21 protein-coding genes are annotated in these 23202 nt (G+C 69.8%); 13 read left to right on the top strand and 8 right to left on the bottom strand.

Going from position 1 to position 23202, the window contains the following annotated elements:
• Nucleotides 1-56: 56 nt before the first annotated feature.
• Nucleotides 57-944 carry a hypothetical protein gene (locus ACWEO7_RS13870; protein ID WP_452423467.1) on the bottom strand — a complete coding sequence of 296 codons (888 nt, stop codon included), beginning with the start codon at nucleotides 942-944 and terminating at the stop codon, nucleotides 57-59.
• Between the two features lie 124 nt (nucleotides 945-1068).
• Between ACWEO7_RS13870 and ACWEO7_RS13865 the strand changes: the two genes are divergently transcribed.
• From ACWEO7_RS13865 to ACWEO7_RS13840, 6 genes are all read left to right on the top strand, one after another.
• Nucleotides 1069-1218, top strand: coding sequence for a hypothetical protein (locus tag ACWEO7_RS13865; RefSeq protein WP_355078819.1), 150 nt, complete (start codon nucleotides 1069-1071; stop codon nucleotides 1216-1218).
• Between the two features lie 551 nt (nucleotides 1219-1769).
• Nucleotides 1770-2897: a Gfo/Idh/MocA family protein gene (locus ACWEO7_RS13860; protein ID WP_452423464.1), complete on the top strand. Its 1128-nt coding sequence runs from the start codon at nucleotides 1770-1772 to the stop codon at nucleotides 2895-2897.
• A gap of 55 nt (nucleotides 2898-2952) precedes the next feature.
• Nucleotides 2953-3540 carry a TetR/AcrR family transcriptional regulator gene (locus ACWEO7_RS13855; protein WP_452423462.1) on the top strand — a complete coding sequence of 196 codons (588 nt, stop codon included), beginning with the start codon at nucleotides 2953-2955 and terminating at the stop codon, nucleotides 3538-3540.
• 702 nt (nucleotides 3541-4242) lie between these two features.
• The gene (locus ACWEO7_RS13850; RefSeq protein WP_452423460.1) at nucleotides 4243-5343 is read left to right on the top strand and encodes a cytochrome P450; all 1101 of its coding nucleotides are present in this window, start codon (nucleotides 4243-4245) and stop codon (nucleotides 5341-5343) included.
• Between the two features lie 166 nt (nucleotides 5344-5509).
• Nucleotides 5510-6058 (top strand): cysteine dioxygenase, encoded by a 549-nt coding sequence (locus ACWEO7_RS13845; protein WP_450025737.1) that lies wholly within the window; start codon nucleotides 5510-5512, stop codon nucleotides 6056-6058.
• Nucleotides 6055-6453 carry a rhodanese-like domain-containing protein gene (locus ACWEO7_RS13840; RefSeq protein ID WP_452423458.1) on the top strand — a complete coding sequence of 133 codons (399 nt, stop codon included), beginning with the start codon at nucleotides 6055-6057 and terminating at the stop codon, nucleotides 6451-6453. Before ACWEO7_RS13845 ends, ACWEO7_RS13840 begins: the two co-directional genes overlap by 4 nt.
• An 18-nt stretch (nucleotides 6454-6471) precedes the next feature.
• Here the strand turns inward: ACWEO7_RS13840 and ACWEO7_RS13835 are convergent, their stop codons facing one another.
• From ACWEO7_RS13835 to ACWEO7_RS13825, 3 genes are all read right to left on the bottom strand, one after another.
• The gene (locus ACWEO7_RS13835) at nucleotides 6472-8577 is read right to left on the bottom strand and encodes a protein kinase domain-containing protein (protein ID WP_452423456.1); all 2106 of its coding nucleotides are present in this window, start codon (nucleotides 8575-8577) and stop codon (nucleotides 6472-6474) included.
• A gap of 70 nt (nucleotides 8578-8647) precedes the next feature.
• Nucleotides 8648-9301 carry a response regulator transcription factor gene (locus ACWEO7_RS13830; RefSeq protein ID WP_355078833.1) on the bottom strand — a complete coding sequence of 218 codons (654 nt, stop codon included), beginning with the start codon at nucleotides 9299-9301 and terminating at the stop codon, nucleotides 8648-8650.
• A gap of 181 nt (nucleotides 9302-9482) precedes the next feature.
• Nucleotides 9483-10796, bottom strand: coding sequence for a sensor histidine kinase (locus tag ACWEO7_RS13825; RefSeq protein ID WP_452423454.1), 1314 nt, complete (start codon nucleotides 10794-10796; stop codon nucleotides 9483-9485).
• Nucleotides 10797-10953: 157 nt separating this feature from the next.
• Between ACWEO7_RS13825 and ACWEO7_RS13820 the strand changes: the two genes are divergently transcribed.
• The 3 genes from ACWEO7_RS13820 to ACWEO7_RS13810 are packed head-to-tail and all read left to right on the top strand — an operon-like array spanning nucleotide 10954 to nucleotide 14562.
• The gene (locus tag ACWEO7_RS13820; protein WP_355078811.1) at nucleotides 10954-11262 is read left to right on the top strand and encodes a hypothetical protein; all 309 of its coding nucleotides are present in this window, start codon (nucleotides 10954-10956) and stop codon (nucleotides 11260-11262) included.
• A gap of 53 nt (nucleotides 11263-11315) precedes the next feature.
• Nucleotides 11316-12023, top strand: a complete 708-nt coding sequence (locus ACWEO7_RS13815; protein ID WP_450025728.1) for an ABC transporter ATP-binding protein — start codon at nucleotides 11316-11318, stop codon at nucleotides 12021-12023.
• 46 nt (nucleotides 12024-12069) lie between these two features.
• Entirely contained in the window at nucleotides 12070-14562 is a 2493-nt protein-coding gene (locus ACWEO7_RS13810) for an FtsX-like permease family protein (RefSeq protein ID WP_452423452.1), read from the top strand.
• A 10-nt stretch (nucleotides 14563-14572) separates the two neighbouring features.
• Here the strand turns inward: ACWEO7_RS13810 and ACWEO7_RS13805 are convergent, their stop codons facing one another.
• A complete protein-coding gene (locus ACWEO7_RS13805) occupies nucleotides 14573-16354 on the bottom strand; it encodes a protein kinase domain-containing protein (RefSeq protein ID WP_452423450.1) in 1782 nt (593 codons plus the stop codon).
• Nucleotides 16355-16651: 297 nt separating this feature from the next.
• On the opposite strand from ACWEO7_RS13805, the gene ACWEO7_RS13800 reads away from it, so the two are divergent.
• The gene (locus ACWEO7_RS13800) at nucleotides 16652-17500 is read left to right on the top strand and encodes a hypothetical protein (protein WP_452423448.1); all 849 of its coding nucleotides are present in this window, start codon (nucleotides 16652-16654) and stop codon (nucleotides 17498-17500) included.
• A 7-nt stretch (nucleotides 17501-17507) separates the two neighbouring features.
• Here ACWEO7_RS13800 and ACWEO7_RS13795 read toward each other — a convergent pair whose 3' ends face one another.
• The gene (locus ACWEO7_RS13795; RefSeq protein ID WP_039799687.1) at nucleotides 17508-18173 is read right to left on the bottom strand and encodes a response regulator; all 666 of its coding nucleotides are present in this window, start codon (nucleotides 18171-18173) and stop codon (nucleotides 17508-17510) included.
• A 318-nt stretch (nucleotides 18174-18491) separates the two neighbouring features.
• A complete protein-coding gene (locus ACWEO7_RS13790; protein WP_452423446.1) occupies nucleotides 18492-19715 on the bottom strand; it encodes a sensor histidine kinase in 1224 nt (407 codons plus the stop codon).
• A gap of 167 nt (nucleotides 19716-19882) precedes the next feature.
• On the opposite strand from ACWEO7_RS13790, the gene ACWEO7_RS13785 reads away from it, so the two are divergent.
• From ACWEO7_RS13785 to ACWEO7_RS13775, 3 genes are read left to right on the top strand one after another with little or no spacing between them, the layout of a single operon-like run.
• The gene (locus ACWEO7_RS13785; RefSeq protein ID WP_452423444.1) at nucleotides 19883-20677 is read left to right on the top strand and encodes a hypothetical protein; all 795 of its coding nucleotides are present in this window, start codon (nucleotides 19883-19885) and stop codon (nucleotides 20675-20677) included.
• On the top strand, nucleotides 20674-22041 hold the full coding sequence (locus ACWEO7_RS13780) for an alpha/beta-hydrolase family protein (protein WP_452423442.1): 1368 nt from the start codon (nucleotides 20674-20676) through the stop codon (nucleotides 22039-22041). The genes ACWEO7_RS13785 and ACWEO7_RS13780 overlap by 4 nt, the downstream gene beginning before the upstream one ends.
• Nucleotides 22042-22096: 55 nt before the next feature.
• On the top strand, nucleotides 22097-22543 hold the full coding sequence (locus tag ACWEO7_RS13775) for an SRPBCC family protein (protein WP_450026708.1): 447 nt from the start codon (nucleotides 22097-22099) through the stop codon (nucleotides 22541-22543).
• A 21-nt stretch (nucleotides 22544-22564) separates the two neighbouring features.
• On the opposite strand, the gene ACWEO7_RS13770 is transcribed toward ACWEO7_RS13775, so the two are convergent.
• A complete protein-coding gene (locus ACWEO7_RS13770) occupies nucleotides 22565-23152 on the bottom strand; it encodes a TetR/AcrR family transcriptional regulator (RefSeq protein ID WP_452423440.1) in 588 nt (195 codons plus the stop codon).
• Nucleotides 23153-23202: the final 50 nt, after the last annotated feature.

The following is a 23202-nucleotide window of genomic DNA, read 5'->3' as shown; positions in this document are numbered from 1 at the left end:
ATCTCGGCAGCCCCGCCCCCGTGAACGTCGCGTAACACTGACCTGGACAGATGACCTCACGCGGCCGCGCAATGACCCCCGGACAGCTCGTCGAGATGCTGGGAGACGACCGTGGCCAGTTTGTCCAGAACGTTCATGCCGTCGCTGAACGATCCCGACTCCGGCTGCACCGCGACCGCGATCGCGATCTGCCCCGAGGGGACGTTGATGATCCCGAACTGCCGCACCAGGTAGTTGCCCGACACGTCCGGCCCCCAGCCGCCCTTGAACTCGGCGCCGCCGAACTCGCCGAGACCCCAGCGCTGGCTGGCGATGACCTGTTCCATCAGCGAAGTCACGCGGTCGGTCTGGGGCAGACACGGCAAATGTGAAGCGAACCGCACCTGGTCGATCAGCGACCACTCCGCCTGACCGAAGGCCGAGTGTTCGGCACGGGCGCGGGTGGCGGGCACGACGGTCTTGTTGTCCCCGCCTTCGCGCAGCACCGCCTGCACGGCCTGCGCCGCCTCCTGCGGCGTACCCAGCGACTGCCACAGCACGTCGGCGGCGGCGTTGTCGGATTGCGTGATCGCGGCCGACGCGGCGTAGTTCGAGCTGCTCGGACTGCGCCGCAGCGCGGCGACGGTCAGCGGCACCTTCATCGTCGACCAGGCCGGACCGCTGGTCCATTCGCCGAAGGTGATCGGCTGCTCGCCGCCGACCGGCACGATGGCCATGCCCATCTTCCCGCGCACGCCCGCAGCGAGCTCGGCGTAGCTCGCGGCCAAGGTGCCCGGCACGATGATGGACAGGCCCTTCTGGTCGGTGCGGGCCGCGGCCTCGGTGATGGTCGGCTCGCTGGACGAATCCTCGGCGCGGTTGGTACCGCACCCGGCTACCAGAGCCGCGGCAAGCGCCGCACAACCCAGGACGTTTCGAACTCTGCGGAATCGATCAGTAGACATTTTCGGCACATTCTTCTCGCGAACTCCCCCGGCTCGCCGACCGGCGACCGCGGCGACAGGGGCGCGGCCTCGGGTCGACTGACTCTTGTCTCCCCGCCAGATGACGACGGCGCGGTCAACAAGCATGGACACCTCCACCTACCCGCCCGATGTCGCCGAGCGGCCGGGTTCGGAACCGACGTTCGCCGTCGGCCTCACCCGAGAACTGCTTCTCGTTATCCCGGAGAACGTACTAGATGAATTGATTACGCCCCAGTTCACCGAAAACCTCTGACCGCCACGGCCACTGCCGAACGGGTCAGCGCACCCCGGTCGCGTTCAATAGCATTCGAGTATTACCGCAGGATTTTTTGGGTGCCGGCGGTACGCCCCCGAGGGCAAGGCTGCCCGCGAGCGCGTTTGGCGGACTTCACGACGAGATGCACCCGGCTCTACAGACAGCACATCGAGGCGGTGGACGCAAGCCCCCGAGGCCGGGAACGACCACCGCCATGCAGTTCGGCAGCCACGATCGGATCGAGCCCGGCCGACGCCCCCGCCGCAAGCACGGTCACCGCCAATTCGCCGGAGTGGCGCCACTGCCCGGACGTGAACTTCCAACCCGCGGGCACTCCCGCGGCGGACCACCCCGGAGCACCGCCGTCCCGATCCGGCGCAAATCTCTCGCACACTTAATCGCAATCTCTCAGCAACCATCACTGGAGCCGAAGCGAAGGGGGCACACTCTCGAATCGGCTAATTTTTTACCTATCGGTAAATTATCGGTTGCCGCGCAACCGCGGCGCGTCTAGTTTGCTACCAAACGGTACAGAACTAGGAGTCCTCATGACCGGTAGCACCGCCCCGCTCGGTGTCGGCGTCGTCGGCGCGAATCCCACCGGAAGCTGGGCCGCCGCGACCCACCTGCCCGCGCTGGCCGCACTACCCGAGTTCCGCGTCACGGCGGTGGCGACGACCAACCCCGCCTCGGCCGCCGCCGCGGCCGAGGCTACCGGCGCCACGCACGCGTTCACCGACGCGGCCGAGCTGGCCGCGCATCCCGAGGTGGATCTGGTTGTGGCGACGGTGAAGTCACCGGGGCACGCGGCGGTGGTGCGCGCGGCGCTCGCGGCGGGCAAGCACGTCGTCTGCGAGTGGCCGATGGGCGCGAGCGCGGCCGAGAGCGCCGAGCTGACCGCGGCGGCGACAGCGGCGGATGTAGTGCACGCGGTGGTCTTGCAGGGCTACCACTCGCCGTCGGTGAACTTCGTCCGCGATCTGCTCGCGGCGGGCCGGATCGGCGCCGTTTCCGCGGTCACCGTCATCGCCGCCGGAGATCCGTTCGGCGGCGGTTCGATTCGGCCGGAATTGGCTTGGACCACCGATCCCGCCCAGGGCACCGGTCTGCTGACGATCATGGCCGGGCACGTGCTCGCGGTGCTCGAACGCCTGGCCGGTGAACTCGCCAAAGTGTCCGCCGTCGTCGCCACACTGCACGACGAATTGACCGTCGTCGGCACCGGCCGGACCGTCCCGAATCGGCAGCCGGAGCAGTTGGTCCTGGCCGGTCGCCTGAAGAGCGGCGCGGTCGCCGCGGTGACCGTGCACGGCGGAAACGCGGATGCTCCGTCCGGATTCGCGCTGCACATTCGCGGTACGGAGGGGGCTCTCGCCATCAGCCCGGTGCAGGCCGGGATGTATCCGCACTGGGCCGACTGGCGCATCGAACTACGCACCGACCGGGGGTCCGTCAGCGAACTCCCGATCCCGGACCGCTACCGCCTGGTGCCGTCCACACTGCCCGCGGGCCCGGTCGCCCACGTCGCGGGCGTCTACCGCGAGACCGCCAGCGCTATCGCCGAGGGCAGGACCGCTCGGCCCGACTTCACCGTGGGCCTGCGCCAGCGCCGCCTCGTCGACGCCATCGCCGAAGCCGCGGAAACCGGTGTGCGCAGACCGGTCGGCGACCTGTGAGGGCGCACCGCGGCGGCCTAAGGTACCGATAGGCAAACAGCAGTGGGAGGTGCCCATGCCGGGAGGCAGGCCCCGGAGCTTCGACATCGACAGCGCGCTGGACCGCGCGCTGGAGGTGTTCTGGCGGTACGGCTACGAGGGCGCCGCGTTGTCGGATCTCACCGCGGCGATGGGCATCAACCGTCCCAGCTTGTACGCCGCCTTCGGCAGCAAAGCCGAACTGTTCGACCGAGCGCTCGAACGCTATGTCGACGGACCAGGGCGCTACCTCACCGAAGCTATCGAACTCCCGACCGCTCGCGCGGTCGCGGCCGCGTACCTCGCCGGCGCGATCGAGCTGACCACCGGGCACGACAGCCCCGGCTGCCTATCGGTGCGCAGCGCCCAAGCCTGCGGGCCGGAAGCCGAGCACAGCCGCAAGAGCGCGGTGGCGGTCCGCCTCGCGGGCGAGGCCGCGCTGCGGCGGCGCTTGGAGCGAGCACGCGCCGAGGGCGACCTTCCCGAGGACAGCAAACCCGCCGACCTCGCCCGCTACCTCATGACGGTCTCCGACGGGATCGCGGTCCAAGCGGCCTCGGGCGCGAAACCGTCGCACCTGCGCCGGACCGCGGACATCGCACTGCGGTCGTGGCCACAGCCCTGAAACCGCCTCGACGCCATGGAACGTCATCTCGACGCCATGCCCGACGAGAGAGGACACCATCCCGTCGCTCGCGTCGCCGAACGGTATGCGGCGGACCTCGGATGATCAGGCCGACCATCGCATGAACGCCGAACCCCCGATCGCGCAACGGAGGCGGGGCTTGGTGAGTCAGTCGCCACGACGCTTCCGCTCACACTGAAGAGCGCTCGGGCGGGGCATCCGCGCCCGTCCGAACAAGCGGACGCACGCGACCGAGGCCTCTGTGGCCACCGAATCCCCACGCCGTACGGACGAAACGGCGACGTGCTCGGCGAGTCGCCTGCCGAGGGGCGCGAGCAAGCCCCAGACCGACGCGGCCGCGGCGGACAGCCCCGCGTTCACCGATCGGGTGGCTCAAACCACCCCACCACGGCGCCGGAACTGCTTACGATCCCGTAGCTACATCGGAAAACATGCACCTGACCGGCGCATAGCCGACCCCGCGTGCCCGCACGCGCCGGCGACGAGCCTTCTCTTCTGGAGTCATGCCCTTTGTCCACGCCACAGTCCCCGCAATCCGCTTCTGAAAGCACGAAAAGCTGTCCAGTCCAGCACAATTCGCCACTAGACACCGACGGGCCGCGGGTCGCGTTGTACACGGAGGCATTCGCCGCGGACCCACATAACGCCTACCGTGAGATGCGCCGCCGGTACGGCTCGCTCGTGCCGATCGAACTGGCGCCGGATGTGCCCGCGACGTTGGTGATCGGTTACTACACGGCCCTGCGAATCCTCAACGACCCGGTGCACTTTCCCTCGGACCCACGCACCTGGCAGCAGGGCATTCCCGCTGGCTGCCCGATCCTGCCGATGATGGAGTGGCGGCCGAACGCGCTGCGCAACACCGGATTCGAGCACCAGCGCTACCGGCAGGTGAATGTCGCCGCTATCGACGCGGTCGACCTGCACGGATTGCACACGACGACCGAACAGATCGCGGGCCCGCTGATCAACGCCTTCTGCCAAGACGGTGCGGCGGATCTGATCAGCCAGTACGCGTTCCCGCTCACATTCGCGGTGCTCAATTCGATGCTCGGCTGCCCGCCGGAGATCGGGCAGCACGTCGCGATCGGCATGGCCGCCATCTTCGAGGGCGTCAACGCGGACAAGGGCAACGCGATGCTCGCCGACGCGCTGTTCGACCTCGTGCAGATGAAGCGGCGGAGTCCGGGGGACGACATCACCTCGCGACTGCTGCGGCACTCCGTCGGCCTCGACGACATGGAGATGATCCACCAGTTGGTCACCCTGTACGGGGCGGGGATCGAGCCACAGCAGAACCTGATCGCCAACACCTTGCTGTTGATGCTCACCGACCGCCGATTCGCGGGCGGGCTATTCGGCGGCAGCCTGTCCACCCGCGACGCACTCGACGAGGTGCTGTTCGACGACCCGCCCGGCGCCAACTACTGCTTCAGTTACCCGAAGCAGCCGATCCTCATCGACGACGTGTGGTTGCCCGCGCACCAGCCGGTCGTGATCAGCATGGCGGCGTGCAACACCGATCCGGCGATCCACACCGGCCAGCACACCGACAGCCGGGCGCACCTGGCTTGGGGAGCCGGACCGCACTCCTGCCCCGCCAAATCGATGGCGTACCTGATCGCGCAGGACGCCATCGACCAACTACTCGATGCCTTGCCCGAGCTACGACTGGCGGTCGAGCCGGAAGAGCTGTCCTGGCGACCGGGACCGTTCCACCGTGCCCTCGTGTCGTTGCCCGTCGTCTTCCCGGAATCCCCGCCGATGCCCGGGTTCGGGTAGCCGATCGGCGGCGGCACCGGACGCCGAGGCCCGGTGTGCGGCGGTGAAAGGCGAACGATGAATTTTATTCGCCCTGATCGTGATTCGTGGAAATCCGGGCGCGATGGCGGAGAATCCACGCGGCAGCCACGAGCCGCTCATCCGATCGATCCCGTCAGGAGCACATGTGACCACATCCGTTCCGGTGAACCTCAAGCACGCGCGCGATATCCATCCCGACATCGACGTGCCGCTGGTTCGAGACGCCATCCACCCGGAGCGGACGCTGTGGTCGCCCGCCGAGTTACACCGGTTGACCAGCTTGGTGGCCGCGGAATTGGCCACGCCGCTGCTGGACATCGTGCGCTTCGACGCCGAGCAGCGCTGGTGGACCCGCCTGGCCCTGACCATGGGCGTGGAGTTGTGGCTGCTGTCCTGGGCTCCTGGGCAGGGCACCGAACCGCACGACCACGGCGGCGCGTCCGGCTCGTTCACCATGACCGTGGGGGAACTCAGCGAGGAATATCTGCATCTGGGCGGGACGGTCAGGAAGGCGGAACGACGGGCAGGTGACACGGTCGGATTCGGTCCCGATCGAGCGCATCAGCTGCGCAACGACAAGCTGTGGCCCGCCGCGTCGGTGCACGCGTACTCTCCCCCGCTTCGGCCGGTCCGCGAATACCGTACGCTGGCTGACTTCGCAGGGACATCAGCGAGCGGAGTGGATGCACGATGAGTACAGGCGCCGAGGACATGGTGACCAGGGCCAGAGCGCAGCTGGAACGGGTGACGCCGGAGCAGGCCGCCGCGGTGCAGGCCGAGGGCGGGCTGATCGTGGACATCCGGCCGCACGCGAACCGCAGCGCCGAGGGTGAGATACCCGGCGCGGTCGTGGTCGAACGGATCGTCCTGGAGTGGCGCCTCGACCCGAACGGCGACCACCGGCTGCCTGGCGTCGCCGCCGACACCCCGGTGGTGATCGTGTGCAACGAGGGCTACGCCTCCAGTCTCGCGGCCGCCGACGGGCTGCGTCTGGGACTGCGTCAGGTGACCGACCTCGTCGGAGGGTTCCGAGCCTGGAAGGCGGCGGGCTTGCCGGTGGTCGCGGGCGGAAGCCCGGCCGTGCCGTAGCCGACCACCGCCGCACCGTCAGTAGACGTACACCACCGCGTTCTCGCCGCCGCTGCACGTGACGACCTGGCCTTCGGGCAGGCAGTTCATGGTGTAGCTGCGGCCGGTGACCGGGCTGGTCGCCACGACCGAGCGCGGCGCGTCACGAGTCGCGTTCTGCGTCTGGCCGAGTGCGGCATAGGCTCTGCGCACCTCCTCGGCGAACGCGCAGCTGGTCACGGCGGTACCCGTCGCCGACTGGGTGAACGTCCCGGCGGCGGCTTGCCCCTGGCCGCACGGCTTCGCGCCCGCGGGCAGCGTGACCTGGGTCGGCTTCGCCGAGGTGGACGTGGCCGACGGGGCCGATGTGCGGCTCGGCGCGCGAGTGGTGGGCCCGGCCACCGGCGCGGACGCCTCGGACTGCGCGGCGGCGGAGGGCGTCTCGACTTGGCCGCGGCCGAACGATTGCCAGGCGATCGCGCCGCCGACGGTCAGCGCGACGATGGCGAAAACCGCCACCATGATGGGCAGCGCTATGGAGCGACTCGGACGAGACTCGGAGTAATCAGGCTGCTCGTCGTACTCGTCATAGCCGTACTCCGGTTCGTCGCGGCCCAGGGGGCGGCCGGTGCGCGCGGGGTAATCGCCCGGCGGCGGATAGTCGGTGCGAGCCGCGTGTGCGTGGTGCTCTGCCGGCAGATACTGGGTCGGGGCGGAGTCCGGTGCGGGAAAGTGGTCGGGCGCGCCGTGCGGTGCGGGTGGCTGTTCTCGGTCCGGATACTGCGGGTAGTTCCCGAGCCCCGGATGCCTTTCGGTGAAGGCATTTTCGGGGGCCTGCGAATAGGGTTGCGGCGGCATATCGGAATATGCCTGCGCCACAGTCGGTTCCGCGTATACCCGCGTGGAATCCGGATCGGCGTACGCGGCGTCGTCCGCCTGTCCCGCGTACGCGGAATCGAAAACCCCCGGCGCGGCTGAACCCTGCCCGAACGCCTGCGATGGCGACGCGGCAGGCTCCGGCGCCTGCGGATATCCCGCCGCCTCCAGATACGCCCGGGTTTCCGGATACAGGTGCGCGTCCGGGAAGGGACGCATCGGAGGCAAGTCCACCTCCGGCGGGAACGGGGCTCGCGGCGGCTGCGGCGCATCAGCCGACGGAAGCGGCGTGAACTGGAACTCCGTCGGCCGGACCACCGTCGGCGCGCTCGGATGAATCACGGGCAGCTCGCCGGTCGGTTCCGGCGCGATCGCCGCGCCGGCCTGCTGCGACCGGTCGGGCGCGCGCACCACCAGCGTCGGCCCGGTGACAGGCGCCGAGGTGAGCGCGGCGCGGGCGGCTCTGGCCAGCGCGGTCGCGGTCGGGTAGCGGTCGGCCGGGTCCTTGGCCATACCGCGGTTCACCACCTCGTCCAATGCGGGGGGAATGCCACTGGCCTGCGCGCTCGGCCGCGGCGGCGGCTCGGACATGTGCGATTTGATCAGCACGTTCATGCTGGCCGCCGGGAACGGCGTCGCCCCGGTCAGGCACTCGTGCAGCACGCAGGCCAGCGAGTAGACGTCGGCGCGGCCGGTCACCGGGCCGACGTCGAAGCGCTCCGGAGCCATATAGATGTAGGAGCCGACGGCCATGCCGACCAGCGTCACCGCGCTGTCGCCTTCGGTGTGCGCGATACCGAAATCGGCGAGATACGCGAAATCCGCGTCCGTGACCAAAATGTTCGCCGGTTTCACGTCGCGATGCACCAGATTATTCGCGTGTGCGGCGTCGAGCGCCGAGGCGATCTGCTCGATGATGCCGACGGCGCGAGCGGGGCTCAGCGGACCCTTGCCGCGCAACAGGGTGCGCAGGTCGACGCCCCGGACCAGCCGCATGTCGATGAACAGCACCCCGTCGATGACGCCCCAGTCGTGGATCGGGATGACGTGCGGTTCGGCCAGCCGTGCCGCGGCCTGCGATTCGCGCCGGAAACGCAGTTGGTACGTCGGGTCTTTGGCGAGTTCTTCGGAGAGCAGCTTGACCGCGACCACCCGGTCCTTGACCGTGTCGTACGCCTCGTATACCTCCCCCATTCCCCCCTTGCCCAGCAACGACCGCAGTTCGTACGGCCCGAACCGCGTCCCGGTTCTCGGCCCAGGTTCCTGCACCCGTCATCCTCCGCATCCCGGGCCTGGAACGCACACCGAGATCACGCGGTACGCGACCGGAGCCTGCCCGTCATAGATTGGATTCTCCGGGTGTCACCACCCCGTGGTCAAACGCGAACACGATCGCCGCGGCCCGATCCCGCAGCTCGAGCTTGCCGAAGATATGCCCCACATGACTTTTCACGGTCACTTCCGAGATGCCGAGTTCACGAGCGATTTCCGCGTTCACCCGGCCGCGCCCGATCAGTTCGAGCACCTCGTATTCGCGCGCGGTCAGCTCGGACAGGCGCGCGTCCGTGGTGGTGCGCACCGGGCGTACGGTGCGGTAGGCCGACAGCACGCGGCCGGTCACCGCGGGGTCGAGCCAGGCGCCGCCGCCCGCGACCATCCGTACCGCGCGAATGAGGTCCTCGGCGGGCGAGTCCTTGAGGATGAATCCGGCCGCGCCCGCGCGCAGCGCTCCGGACAGCAACTGATCGTCGTCGAAAGTGGTGAGCACCAGGACCGGCGGAGCCCCGTCGCGCGCCCGCAGCATCCTGGTCGCGTCGATGCCGCCGACCCGTTTCATCCGCAGGTCCATCAGCACCACGTCGGGGCCGACCTCCGCGACGGCGGCGGGCACCTCGTCGCCGTCGGCGCATTCGGCGACCACGAATCCGTCCCGCCTGCGCAGGATGCGCCGCAGACCGCCGCGCACGAGTTCCTGGTCGTCGACCACCAGCACGGTTACGGCGTCCTCGCTACTGGCGGGTGTCGTCACGCTCACGACCGCACCCCGGTGGCGTTCGGCTCCGACCTGCACGACGGCACGCTCCGTTCTCGGTTCACTCGCCGGTGAACGCGCACAACCCCACCTCGTTGCCCGGACCCGGCAACGCCCGATGCTCCGGTTCGCCGACGCTCGCTCACGAACCCTCCCGTCCGGTGGTGGCGGTTCCCGGCAGCACCGAACACGAGAATCCGCCGCGACCGGGCGCGAGCGGAATACCGGCGCGCACCGACCAGCCGCGGCCGGACGGGCCCGCCGTCATGTGGCCGCCGAGCAGTTCGGCGCGCTGCCGCATACCGGACAGACCCATGCCCGCGCCGCGCTGGGCGGGCAGCCCGGCGGGCACCGTGTTGTCCACCGTGAGGGTGACCATCGTCGTGTCCACCGCGACCCGGATCCTGGCGGACGCGCCGTGCGCGTGTTTGACCACGTTCGCCAGCGACTCCTGGCCGATCCGGTACAGCGCGAGCCCGACCGCGGGCGACACCGCGCCGAGATCGCCCTCGCGGTCGTAGCGAACGTCCAGACCGGCCCGCACGAAATCGCCGACCAGATCCTCGATGTCCTCCACACCGGGTTCCGGCGCCTGTTTCCAGGGGCGCGCGTCGAGCAGGCCCACCGTGCGGCGGATGTCGGCCATCGCCTGCCTGCCGAGCCGTTCGGCGTCGGTCAGCGCTTCCACGGCTTCGTCCACGTCGCGGTCGGTCTGCAATGCGTGCCGGGCGGCGGTGAGATGCAACAGCGTGACGCTCAGCGAGTGCGCGATCACGTCGTGCACTTCCCGGGCGATCCGGTGCCGCTCCTCGTCGGCAGCCTGCGCGGCGCGAATGTCCTGATACCCGCGTTCCTGGTAGAGGAAGCGGCGCTGGTACTGCAGCATCAACCCGGCCATCCAGCCGAAGGCGATGCCGACCAGATACGTCGGCAACCCCTCGGTCACGTGGCCGATCACGGCGAAGGCGACCAGTTGCAGCATCATCGCGATCGTGACCGGGATGCTCACCCGTTTCGGCGCGATCGCCGCGATCTCGCCCGCGGCGGCGACCAGGACGAACGGCGCGAAATCGGCCTCGACCGGTTGAGCGAGGAACAGCGCCTCGGCCGTCATGGCCACTACGCCGAGCAGCAGCGGGCGCGGCAACACGCCGAGCAACGCGTGCAAGGGACCGAAAGCGCAGGTCAGTAGCACCGCCACGATCGGAAGCAGGGTCGGGAAATAGCTGTGCCGCTGGATCGCCGCCGCGACCGCCACGGCGAAGACCGCGATGTCGACGCTGACGATCACCGAGGGCGGGTAGTCGTAGGGCAACTCCTCGACGCTGCGCCGGAAGGCCGCGACCGGATCGCGTGCGAACTCGGCGCACCGCTCCCCGACCCGCCGCATCGAGGCCCGCACGCGGCCCGCGCGAGGCGTACCTGGCGGTGCTTCGGATACGCCGGTCGAACCCATTCTGTAAGGCTAGCCGCCGGATCCGGGCCGGTACATCGTCCCGCGAGCGGGCCGCCGCTCCTACCATGGTCGGAGACGCATTCGGGTCCCTGGCACGACGACAACAAGACGGTCGCGTCCGTAGCGTTGGCGGTATTCACAGAGGAAGGCGATGGCCATGTCCTGGACGGATCAGCACGCTCGAACCGACATCGTGCACACCGTACTCACCCGCGCGGCGCTCGACCCGGCCGATCCCGACCTGTTCGCGGGACTCCCCGATCTGGATCGGCTGTTCGGCGGCGAGGACGGGCTCCTGCTCACATTGCGCTACCGGTGGAACCTCCACTTCGCCGCGAAACTCGACCAGGGATCGACGGCGATGGAGGCCTATCTCGAACTGGCGGCCGAGCAGCCGGTGCTGCGCGCGGTGCTCGACGCACAGTATCGTCGCCGCAAACTCGCGTCGGAGGCCATGGCGCGGTAACGCGCGATGAGGAACGAAGAACTTTGATCGACCATACGGAGCGGGGGACGACGATGCCGGAACCGGCAATGCTGGAACTATCGGGCGTGACGAAGGAGTATCGGGTCGGCGGCCAGGCGGTCCGCGCACTCGACGACGTCGCATTGCGCATCGAGACAGGGGAATTCACCTCGATCATCGGGCCGTCCGGTTCCGGTAAGAGCACCCTGTTGCATCTGCTCGGCGCGCTGGACAGTCCCGACGCGGGCTCGATCCGGTTCCGGGGCGAGGAGATCGGCTTGCTGGACGAGGAGCAGCAGTCGGAATTCCGGCGTCACCAGGTCGGATTCGTCTTCCAATTCTTCAACCTGCTGCCCACGCTCTCGGCGTGGGAGAACGTGGCGATACCGAAACTGCTGGACGGCACGGGTTTGCGCAAGGCCAAGCCGCGCGCCCTGGAGTTGCTCGACCGGGTGGGCCTGGCGGCGCGGGCCGAACACCGCCCAGCCGAATTGTCCGGCGGGCAGATGCAGCGGGTGGCGGTGGCGCGGGCGTTGATCATGGACCCGCCGCTGATCCTGGCCGACGAGCCCACCGGCAATCTCGACTCCAAGACCGGCGCCGCCATTCTCGAGTTGCTCGGGGAGATCGCCGCATCGGGCAGTTCGGTGGTGATGGTGACCCACGACATGGGCGCGGTGACCTACTGCGACCGTGTGATCACCCTGCGCGACGGCCGGATCGGGTCCAACGACAAGGTCGAGCGGACGGTCAACGCGTGAACGGTCGGCGGCGCTGCGTGGCCATGCGGGCGGGAAGGGAAACAGCATGATCGGCGCGGCGTGGGATCGCTTGCGGCTGTTCAATATCGGCGAGCTGCTCGCCCACCGCGGCCGCACCTTCATGTCGCTGATCGTGATGGGCGTGTCGGCGTCGCTGCTGGTGGCGGTGCTGAGCATCTCCGGCTCGGTCACCGGCTCGGTGGACAGACTGACACGCGGCCTTGGCGGGAAGGCGCAGCTGGAGGTCAGCGGGATCACCGACGCGGGATTCGACCAGCAATTGCTGCGGCGGATCGCGACCACACCCGGCGTCGCGGTGGCGGTGCCGATGCTGCGGGCGCAGATCGGCACCGGCGCCGACCGTGCGCTGCTGATCGGCGCCGACTCGAACATCGGCGCGCTGGGCAGCGAATTGACCGCTCCGATGAGCGCTTTCACGGGGAAGCTGCTCTCGGTGCCCAATGGGGTGCTGGTGGGCACCGGGCTCGGCCGCGCCGAGGGCGAGCGGTTCGCGCTGGGCGGCACGACGGTCACCGTCGCGGGTGTCCTCGACGCGGAGACCTCCCGGAAACTCAACGACGGCCACCTCATCGCCGCCCCGCTCGGGCTCGCGCAGACGATCACGGACCGGGCCGGGCGGCTGGACTCGGTGCAGATCATTCCCGCTCAGGGCGCCGATCTCGGCCAAGTGCGCGCGGCACTCACCGACGCGGTGGCCGGCCGCGCGGTGGTGGCCGAGCCGAGTCTGCGCACCGCGCAGGCGGGCGGCGCGGTGCAGATCGTCCGCTACTCCACCACCATGGCGTCGGCGGCCGCGCTGATCGTCTCGGCGTTTCTCATCTACAACGCGATGAGCATGGCGATCGCCCAGCGCAGGCCGATGCTCTCGCTGCTGCGCGCGATCGGCGGCAAGCGCGGCCCGATGGTGCGCGACCTGCTGGCCGAGGCGGCGCTGCTCGGCGTGCTCGGCGGCGCGGTCGGCGCGGCGCTGGGTGTGTTCATGGGCAGCATCGCGATCGGCACACTGCCCACCGCGATCGTGCAGTCCGTGGAGGCGCGCACCGAATACTCGGTGCCCTGGTACGTGATTCCGTTCGCCGTCGTGGCCTGCGTGTGCACCAGCGTGCTCGCGGCCTCCCTCGCCGCCCGCCAGGTGTACAAGGTCCAGCCCATCGAGGCGCTGGCTCCGGTCGGAGCGGGCCGGACCGACGCCGCGAGCCCGCTGCTGCGCTGGCTCGCCGTCATCGCGGGTGGCGGGCTGGCCGGGGCGGCGGTGCTGATCGCGAGCAGCGATCTCGGCCGCTACTCGCTGACCGCGATCTCGATGTCGTTCATCGCCGCGATCCTGATCTGTTTCGCCGCGACCGGCCCGATCGTGCGGGCCGCGGCGGGGATCGCGCGCTGGTTCCGCGCTCCCGGCGCACTGGGCGCGACCACGCTGGAGCGTGCACCGCGGCGCGTGTGGGCGACGGTGATGACGGTGATGATCGGTGTCGGGGCCACCGTCGGCATGAGCGGCGCGTCCAGCAACATGATCGACTCGGCCACGGTCACTTTCACCGATCTGGCCCGCAACGACGTCTACGTCAGCCCCGCCTCGATGGCGCAGTTCCCGACCGGGCCGCTGCTGCCCGCGGATCTGGCGGGCAAGCTCGCGGCGGTGCCCGGCGTCGCGCATCTCAGCCCGGCGCAGATGGCCTTCGCCACCCTGGGCGGCAGTCGCGTGATGCTGCAAGGGTTTCCGCCCGACGCCAGGGAAACGCGGATGCGCATGCTCACCGACGAATCGGTCGCCCGGCTGTCGGCCGGGGAAGGCGTGGCCATCTCGCGCGACGTGGCGCGCTCACTCGGCGTCGGCGCGGGCGCGGAACTGACCCTGCCGACTCCGACCGGCCCCCACACCGTGCGTGTGTTGCAGGTGATTCCGTACTTCTCCGCCATCGCCGGCGTGGTGATGATGGACCTGAACCTGATGCGCAACTGGTACGAGCGGCCCGGGGAGACGGTCATCGCGGTCGACATCGCGCCCGGCGCCGACCGCGCGGCGGTGTTCGCGGCGATACGGCAAGTGGTGCCGCCGGAGTTGAACGTGGACACCGGCGCGGACACGGTGGTGGCCGCTTCGTCGAGCATCCGGCAGGGCATGGCGATGAGCAACGCCATTCTCTGGATCGTGGTGCTGGTCGCCACGGTCGCGTTGCTCAACACGTTGATGCTCTCGGTGCTGGAGCGCCGCAGGGAACTCGGCGTACTGCGTGCCATGGGCACCGGGCGCAAGTTCCTGATGCGCTCGGTGCTGGCCGAGGCCGCGGGTATCGGGATCGTCGGCGCGGTGCTGGGTCTGGCGCTCGGCGCGTCGGTGCAGTTCCTGGGCACGGTCGCCATCGGGCATGCCCTGACCATCGACGTCGCCTACCGGCCGAGCCCGATGCTGCTGGTCTACGCCGTGATCGCGCTGGCGCTGGCGCTGCTCGGGTCGATTCCACCCGCGTTGCGGGCGGCCCGGCTGCCCATCGTGGAGGCGCTGGCCGTCGACTGAGACTCCGGGTTCACAGCGGCAGGTCGGCGAACCAGGTCTTGAATTTCGCCGAGGTGATGCCGAACCCGGAGTTCGGCATGCTGTCGGTGAGGGTCACCGTGGCGAACAGCAGGTAGTTCGACCGGGCCGGGTCGTGGGCGAAGTCGACGACGAGATAGCCGTCCGGCAGTCCGCTCGCCTTCTCCTGCCACCGGTAGGTCGAATACGACTCGCCGTTGTTGCGTTCGGTCGTCGCGGTATTCGACGGCAGGTCCCGCACCGCGGCCTGGGCGTCGGCGGACGACTTGAAGCCGATGAGGACGTAGTCGGGCTCGTCGATCGGTGTGCCCCAGCAGTTCCAGGCCGTCGCCCAGTTCGGGAAGTCGGGTACGCCGTTGGCGCTGGACACCTTGCCGCCCGGCTTGGCGGTGCCGAGGAAGCAGGTCTTGCCGCGATAGCCGGGTCCGGACCCGATGTCGTATTTCGTATCGACGCCTTGCGGCAGCAGCTTGGGGAACGCTTCGGCGAGCTTGTCCGCGGCGGACGGGCCCGACGGCGTCTTGGTGGGGAGGTCCAGCGGCGAGGCGGAATTCGAGAATCCGACCTTCGCGACGACGATGCCGATGCCGACCAGCAGCGCCACGATCACCAGGACGATGGTCACGATCAGGCCGGTATTGGAGCGGCCCTGCGAAGGATAACTCGGCTGGTGGGGCGGATAGGCGATCGGTGCCGGAGCGGAAGGCGGCGGCGCCGCAGGGTAACTCGGCTGCGGAGCCGCCGCGGCATAGCCATTGGACGCCGAGAACTGCTGGCCGCTCATGGGATTCGGGTTGTACTGCGGTGGAGCGGTATAGCCAGGGGCGGAGGCGGTGGGGACGTAGGTCGGCGGACTCGCCTCCGGCCCGGGATAGGCCGGTTGCGCGAGGACGGTGGGCGCGGGCTGCGGTTGGTACTGCGCGGCCACCACCGTCGGAGCGGGCTCGGTGAGCGCTCGCCGTGCGGCCGAGGCGAACTCGACGCAGGAGACGTATCGGTCGTCGGGTCGCTTCGCCATGGCCTTGGCGATCACCGCGTCCAGCACGGGCGACAGACCGGCGCGCCGGGCCGCGACGGAGGGCGGCGGCAACTGGAGGTGGCCGCGGATGATGTCGGCGGGTGCGGGCGCGTCGAACGGGGCGGCGCCGGTCAGCAACCAATACAGCGCGCACGCCAGCGAGTACTGATCGGAGCGGTGGTCCAGGTGGGCCCCGGTCATCTGCTCGGGCGAGGCGTAGGCCAGCGTCGCGGTGAACATGCCGGTCTGGGTCAGGTGGGTGGAATCCTCACGCAGCCGGGCGATACCGAAATCGGTGAGGAAGACCCGCTCGCCGTGGCCGCCCACCGCGCGGGCCAGCATGATGTTCGCCGGCTTGACGTCGCGGTGCAGCACCCCCATCCCGTGCGCGTAGTCCAGGGCGGACGCGACGCCTTCGACGATCTGCACGGCACGCTCCGGCGGCAGGCTCTGCGGGTTCACCGTGGCCGCGTCGACGCCGTCGACGTACTGCATGGAGATCCACAGCTGCTCGTCCTCGGTGCCGCGGTCGTACACCGCGACGATGTTCGGATGGTCCAACTGCGCCGCCAGGTCCGCCTCCCGCTCGAAGCGGGCCCGGACCTCCACGTCGGTGAACAACTCCCGGTTGAGCAGTTTGAGCGCGGTCTGCCGAGGAAGTCTGGGATGACGGGCGAGATACACCGATCCCATGCCGCCCTGACCGAGGAGCTTCTCTATGGTGAACCCGGCGAACACCGCACCGCTGTCGAGCAACACGCCCCCTTCAGGTGACCGCTTTCCTACCGATCCTGGAGCCTACCGGGTGACGCCGTGGCCACGGGGTTTCGAATTCTCCGGGAAGATCGGCAAAACTATGTTCGAGACTTCGTGCCGTCGACGCCGCCGCGCGCCGCGGTGATGTCTCCTGTCCGGTCACCGACCGGACGGGCCCGATGAGATATTTTGCACCGCCGTTCTACAGCGCGACGCGTCACCGGTGGTGGGGAGGACTCGGTGGTGAGGTCGACGAGATCTGCTTCGACGTCTCGTTCTGCGCTACGCGCGGGAGCGATGGTGGTGCTGCTCACGCTGACCTCGTGCACGCTGCTTCCAGGTGATCGAGTCGACACCGATCCCCCCGCAGTGGTCGTCGACACCGCGGGGGCGTGGCGGCCACGGCTCGCGGTGTCCATGCCCGACTCGCTGGCCGCCGATTTCACCCAGTTGCAGCCGCAGCTGGGCGGACAGGTCGGCATGGCGATCATGCCCGTCGGCGGCGGCCGGATGACCGTCTTCGGCGACTGGGCCAGCGGCATCGCGTGGTCGACCATCAAGGTGCCGCTCGCGATCGCGGCGTTGCGGCACGACCCCCAGGAGGGCATCATCCACGACGTGGAGGCCGCTATCACGTGGTCGGACAACGACGCCGCCGAGGCGCTGTGGCAATCGCTCGGCGACGGGCTGGAAGCGGCCAAGGCCGTGCAGGACGTGATCGACGAGGCGGGCGACGCCACGACCGGGGTGGCGGGCCCGCGCACCACGCTGGACTACACCTCCTTCGGCGGCACCGAATGGACGCTGGCCAATCAAGCCCGCTTCGCCTCCCGGCTGCCGTGCCTGCCCGAGTCGTTCCAGGTCACCGAGCTGATGACAAAGATAACGCCCGAGCAGGCATGGGGTCTGGGCGTCCTGGAGGGCACGGCCTTCAAAGGCGGCTGGGGTCCCGACGACGACACCGGCGTCTACACCGTCCGCCAGTTCGGCCTGGTGCCGGTGCGGTCCGGCATGGTCGCCGTCGCGCTGGCGGCGACGGCCGATTCCGGCAGCTTCGACGACTCCACCACCATCCTGAGCCGGATGGCGCGGATGCTCGGCCGTCATCTCGACGAACTGCGCGGCGGGTCCTGCCCGCCGATGTGAATCCGGCTCAGCCCGGGGTGACCAGGCCGGTTTCGTAGGCCAGCACCACGGCTTGCGCCCGGTCGCGCAGATTCAGCTTCGAGAACACCTTGGAGACATGCGTTTTCACGGTTTGCTCGGCCACGAACAGGGTTTCGGCGATCTCGGAGTTCGACATGCCTTTCGCGATCAGTTCCAGCACTTCCCGCTCCCGGGGAGTCAGCGCGGACAGCTGCGGCGACGGCTTGGCGCGAGCAGCGCTGCGGCGGCGGGTGACATCGGCGATGAGTCTGCGGGTGACCGTGGGCGCGAGCAACGCCTGACCGTCGGCGACCACCCGCACCGCGCGGACCAGTTCCTCGGCGGGCGCGTCCTTGAGCAGGAACCCGCTGGCACCGAGGCTCAGCGCCTCGTAGACGTAGTCGTCGATGTCGAAGGTGGTGAGCATCAGCACGCGTACCGGTGGGTCGAACCCGGCCGCCAGGATGGCGCGGGCCGCGTCGAGCCCGTTCATCTCCGGCATGCGCACGTCCATCAGCACGACGTCCGGGCGCAGCCGCTTCGCCTCGGCCACCGCGACCTTGCCGTCCGCCGCGTCGCCCACCACGCTGATATCCGGCTGCGCGGCCAGCAGCGCCCCGAACCCCTGACGGACCATCGCCTGGTCGTCGGCGATCAACACCGTAATTGCCACCAGCTCACCCTAATTGCCCCGAACGACCGGGCGTCGCGCCGACCAGACCCACGAGCATGCGAGGGGCCGACTGTGCCGACTTTGCATCGACGGGCACGCTCGGCCCGTGTCCGAGGCCAGCACGTCTGATCGCCGGTCGGGCGCTGCCGGCCACGGTCTGCTCTGATGCGACGGTCCGACACCGCTCAACTCCCGATTCCGTGTCGTGCCCGGCAGCCTCGGGTGCTTTGTGCAACGGCGGCACCTGCCTTCCGCCGCTGCCTCCGATCGGCATCCGCAAGAACCCGCAGCCCACCGCGCTTCCTCGCCCGGCGCTGCTCAGCGTCCTGGTTCGCCGGGCACCGCGCCGGCACCGACAGCAGCCGCTTCGGGCACGGCGAGTGGGAAGCGCGCGTGGACCCGGAATCCGCCGTCCGCGCGCGGCGCCGCCGTCACCTCGCCGCCCACGGCCAGCGCTCGCGCCTGCATACCCGCGATGCCGTGGCCGCCGTTGCCGACCGTCCGGGCGGGCGTGGCCCCCGGCTCGTTCTCGACGTCGAGCAGCAGCTCCGCGTCGCGGGCGATGCGCACCTGGACCGGCGCGCCCGGGGCGTGCCGGGAGGCGTTGGACAGTGATTCCTGCACGACGCGGAACAACGCGAGGCCGGTGGTCTCCGGGATCGTGTCCAGCGCACCCTCGACGGTCCACTCGATGCGGACACCAGCGCGGCGCGCGCCTTCGAACAGGCCGATCACGTCGGCCGCCTTCGGCTGGGGCGCGTGCTCGGGCAACTGGCCGTCGCTGCGCAGCACACCCAGCATGCCGCGGATCTCGTTGAGCGCTTCGCGCGCCGTGGCGCCGATCGACTCGAACTCGGCGCGCGCGGCCGGGGTGACGCCCTCGACCCGGTACGGCGCGGTCTGCGCCTGCACCACCACCAAGGACATGTGGTGGGCCACGACGTCGTGCAGATCGCGGGCGATGCGCGCCTTCTCCTCCAGAATCGCACGGCGGGCCCGCTCGAGTTCGTTCTCCTCCTCCTGGCGCACCAGCTGTCGCCGCGACAGCGCCAGCCAGCGGACGAGCAGTCCGAACAGCACCAGCGCGGCCAGCGCGATCGGCCAGCCCCACGCGGCGTTCGCGAACGCTTCGCCTTCGCCGGGCATGGTGGTCGCGAACAGCAGGGCGGTCGCCGCCCAGGACACCGCCACGATCTGTCCCGGGGCGCGCAATGCCACCGCGAACAGCAGCACCAGCACACAAAGCAGGTGCACGACCTGGAACGGCAGGTCGTTGTTCGGCTGATGCGGGATCGCCAGCGCGATCACCAGCGCGGAGCCCGCCGAGATGGCCCAGCCCAGCGCCGGGTTGACCCGGACGAGCAGCACCGGGAACGCCGCGAGCGCCGCGATGAACGGCTGCGCCGCGGCGGGCACCGCGTGGGTCAGGTGCAGGGTCGGCCAGGCCACCGCGTACCAGATCAGCGCGACCAGCACCGTGCCCAGGTCGAACCAGGTCCGCGCGTCCAGCCGTCGCGTCCAGCCGCGACTTTCTCGGTTCATGCCTACGACACTAGGAACTCCCAGTTCACCGCGGCCTCATACCCACGGGTGATTTCCGCCCCGATACCCCGGTGTGAGGCGGCGCGGCGGCTCACCCGGCGGCAGGGCGCGCAAAACCTTCCCGGGCGTGAGGTGGGACCGGAAAGCCGGCCCCTAACGTCGTCGCCATGAGCACACCGACCAGCGCCGGGCGCGAGACCCGGTTCGCTTCGGCCGTAGGAGCCCGAAATCATTCCGCCGCAGCCTCTTCCGTCACCGCGCACACGCGACGCTACGCCGCGCTCACCGCGACCGCGCTGACCACCGTGGCGGCGACGGTCTTCCTCTCCCCCGCCCCGCAGGCCGCCGCGGCGGCCGCGCCGATCGAGAGCCCGCAGGCGAGTGCCGCCGTCGCCGAGCTGGCCGCCGGTGGCCCCGACGCGCTCACCGCGATCCCGGCGGACTTCGTCGCGTCGTTCGGTTACCGGCCCAGCACGGTGGACGGTTTCCTGGTCGATCCGGACGGCGACTGCTCGTCCCCGGTGACGCTGCCCGCCGAGTTCGACACCGCGTGCAAGGCCCATGACCTCGGCTACGACCTGTTGCGCTACGCCGACCAGCGCGGCGAACCGCTCGGCCCATGGGCGCGGCAGGCCCTCGACGCGTCGCTGGACCGGCAGATGCACCAGGCCTGCGCCACCCGCGTGGACCCGTTCTCCCGCGCCCGCTGCGATGCGATGGCATCGATCGCGAACACCGCCGTCGATCTGAACTCGCGCCGGCAGGATTACGGCGCACCGGTAGTCGAGCCCCTGTTCGACGCCGCCGAGTCCGGCTCGGCGTCGAGCTGGACGCTGCTCGGCGTGCTCGCCGCCGGAATCGCCGCTATGAGCGCGGCTCTCGTCGTCGGCCACCGGCGGCGTGGCTCCGCACTCGCGGATTGCCCGCCACCTGCGTCCGTCGCGGCAACGGTGCGGCGATGACCGCGTCGTTGCCGAACCGCCGTCTCCGATTTCAGGTGCGACCGCCGCGGATCGGCACGACACTCGGCATCGGGCTCGGCACACTGGCGTCGTTGGCCCCGGGTCTGCTCCCTCGCACACCGGGCGCGCAAGCCGTGCTGACCGGGCTCCTCGCGGCGCTGACGCTCGGCGTGGCCGGAACGCTGCGAATCATCGTGCGGCGACGGGGTTTCGACTTCGATCGGCACCATGCGTGGCTGCGACTGCCCCTGCTGATCGCGATATCGGTGCTGGTGGTGGGAGCAGCGGCGAACGCGGGACACTGGCAGAACCGGCTGCGCGCCGCGATGGGCACGTCGCCGATCGGCGCCGACTACTGGGTGCGCTGCGCGCTCGGCGCGGCGCTGATCATCGGGCTGTTCGCCGCCGCCACCCGCTCGGTCGCCTGGGCCTGGCGGAAACTGGGCTGGTCGCGGGGCGTCTCGCTGGCTGCCGTCGCTGCGGTGCTGCTGTACCTGGTCGGTGTGCCCGCGGTGGTCGGATGGCGGGAGGCGGCGTACGCGCGGGCCAACGCCGAGCTGGATCCCACTCTGGTGCGACCGGTTTCGCACGCCGGATCGGGTAGCGCGGAGTCGGCGGTGAGCTGGACGTCGCTGGGCGCCGAGGGGCGCAAATTCGTGAGCGACCCGTCGGTGCGCGCCGTGCGGGTCTACGTCGGGGTGGCCTCCGCACCCGACCTGGACAGCCGCGTCGCGCTGGCGATCCGGGAACTGGAACGGTCGGGCGGCTTCGCGCGCTCGCACCTGGTCGTCACGGTGCCCACCGGATCGGGTTGGATCGACGCGAACGCCGTGGCGGGGTTCGATCGACGCTTCGGCGGTGACGTGGCGCTGGTCGGGTTGCAATACTCCTATCTCCCGAGCTGGGCGACGTTCGTGTTCGGCCGGGAATCGGCGGTGACGGCCGCTCGCGCCCTGTTCACCGCCGTCGAGCGCCACATCCGAAGCCAGGCGCACAAGCCGAAGCTGTACCTGTACGGGCAGAGCCTGGGCGCTCTGGGCGGCAACGCCGTCTTCGCCGACGACGCCGAGCAGGACGACCGAACCTGCGCGGTTCTTTGGGCTGGCCCACCGGCCAACAATGTCCACCGCGCCGGCGCGACCGTGCTGGCCAATAGCTCGGATCCGGTGATCCACTGGTCGCTTTCCCAGCTGTGGCGCGCGCCCGACCTCACCGGCGCCCGCGTCGACGCTCCGGTTCCGCAATGGCTTCCGGTGGTCAGCTTCGCGCAGACCACCGCCGATCTGCTCGCCGCGCTGCACGCTCCGCCGGGCCACGGCCACCGGTACGGCCCGGACCAAGGGACGGCGCTGGGCTCGTGCTGAGCTGTTCGGCGCGCCACTCACCCGCGACCGCCATAGAACATGTTCTAATTTCTTCATGGCCTTCGTCATCGACCTCGCTGCCGACATCGACGCCCCAGCCGACCTGGTGTGGCAGGTGATCACCGACTTCCCGCGCTACGGCGAATGGAATCCCTTCGTCACGGAGTGCCGCAGTTCTCTGGTGCCCGGCGAGCCGATCGACATGCTCGTCCAGGTCTCCGGCTCGAAGCCGCGCAAGCAGCGGGAATGGATCCGCTCGCACACCCCGGGCCGCGAGCTGAGTTACGCGATGAAACCCGTGCCCCTGGGCGCACTGCACAGCCTGCGCTCCCACACCGTGACGCCGCTTCCGGACAACCGCGCTCGCTACGAATCCCATTTCGAACTCGGCGGATGGCTGCATCCCGTGGTCGTCGCATCGCTGGGCAAGAACCTCCGGCGGGGTTTCGAGGGCATGACCGACGGCATCCAGAAGCAGGCCGAATCCCTGCGGGCTTCCTGAAGGCGGAGCAAAGGGCAGGGTTCACACGCGCAGATAGGCCAGCGCGGCGTCGAGCGCGGCATCGGCGTAGGCCTCGGTGAGGCCACCGAGCCCGAGCGACCACCGCATCTGCATCGGACCGAGCAGCAGATCGACGGCGAGCTCGAGATCGAGGTCCGCACGCAGTTCACCGGTGGCGACCGCGGCGGCCAAACGGTCGGCGACGGCGGTGCGCTGAGGCAGCAACAGGCGCTCACGGTAGGCGGCGCCCAACTCGGCGTCCTGCTGGATCTCGATGTACATCGCGCGGAGGAAGGATTCGAACCCGGGATCGGTCAGCGCGACGACCGAACCGCGCAGCAACTGGCGCAGATCGGCGGCGATGTCGCCGGTGTCGGGTAGCGCCGGGCCCTCGGGCCCCGAATCGGCTTCGAGCATGGCATCGAACACCACCGCCCCCTTCGACGGCCACCAGCGGTAGATCGTCTGCTTGCCGACGCCCGCCCGGGCCGCGATGGCCTCGATGCCCAGTTTCGCGTAGGACACCTCACGGATCAGCTCGGCGGTCGCGGCGAGTATCGCCGCACGGGAGCGCTCGCTGCGGCGTGCGGCGGTGGGAGTCTCGGGCATGCCGTGACGGTAGCAGAAGACGAGACGAAACGTCTCGTCTTGACAAGGCG

Source organism: Nocardia sp. NPDC004260 (genome assembly GCF_053603155.1).
Note: the sequence above shows the minus strand (reverse complement) of the source record. Positions and strands in the feature narration are given on the sequence as shown.

Coding starts and splice junctions, on each gene's coding strand:
- ACWEO7_RS13790 (WP_452423446.1), bottom strand. CDS start 19,715: ATGAACCGAGAAAGTCGCGGCTGGACGCGACGGCTGGACGCGCGGACC.
- ACWEO7_RS13770 (WP_452423440.1), bottom strand. CDS start 23,152: ATGCCCGAGACTCCCACCGCCGCACGCCGCAGCGAGCGCTCCCGTGCG.
- ACWEO7_RS13775 (WP_450026708.1), top strand. CDS start 22,097: ATGGCCTTCGTCATCGACCTCGCTGCCGACATCGACGCCCCAGCCGAC.
- ACWEO7_RS13810 (WP_452423452.1), top strand. CDS start 12,070: ATGATCGGCGCGGCGTGGGATCGCTTGCGGCTGTTCAATATCGGCGAG.
- ACWEO7_RS13780 (WP_452423442.1), top strand. CDS start 20,674: ATGACCGCGTCGTTGCCGAACCGCCGTCTCCGATTTCAGGTGCGACCG.
- ACWEO7_RS13870 (WP_452423467.1), bottom strand. CDS start 944: ATGTCTACTGATCGATTCCGCAGAGTTCGAAACGTCCTGGGTTGTGCG.
- ACWEO7_RS13840 (WP_452423458.1), top strand. CDS start 6,055: ATGAGTACAGGCGCCGAGGACATGGTGACCAGGGCCAGAGCGCAGCTG.
- ACWEO7_RS13860 (WP_452423464.1), top strand. CDS start 1,770: ATGACCGGTAGCACCGCCCCGCTCGGTGTCGGCGTCGTCGGCGCGAAT.
- ACWEO7_RS13815 (WP_450025728.1), top strand. CDS start 11,316: ATGCCGGAACCGGCAATGCTGGAACTATCGGGCGTGACGAAGGAGTAT.
- ACWEO7_RS13785 (WP_452423444.1), top strand. CDS start 19,883: ATGAGCACACCGACCAGCGCCGGGCGCGAGACCCGGTTCGCTTCGGCC.
- ACWEO7_RS13800 (WP_452423448.1), top strand. CDS start 16,652: ATGGTGGTGCTGCTCACGCTGACCTCGTGCACGCTGCTTCCAGGTGAT.
- ACWEO7_RS13865 (WP_355078819.1), top strand. CDS start 1,069: ATGGACACCTCCACCTACCCGCCCGATGTCGCCGAGCGGCCGGGTTCG.
- ACWEO7_RS13820 (WP_355078811.1), top strand. CDS start 10,954: ATGTCCTGGACGGATCAGCACGCTCGAACCGACATCGTGCACACCGTA.
- ACWEO7_RS13855 (WP_452423462.1), top strand. CDS start 2,953: ATGCCGGGAGGCAGGCCCCGGAGCTTCGACATCGACAGCGCGCTGGAC.
- ACWEO7_RS13825 (WP_452423454.1), bottom strand. CDS start 10,796: ATGGGTTCGACCGGCGTATCCGAAGCACCGCCAGGTACGCCTCGCGCG.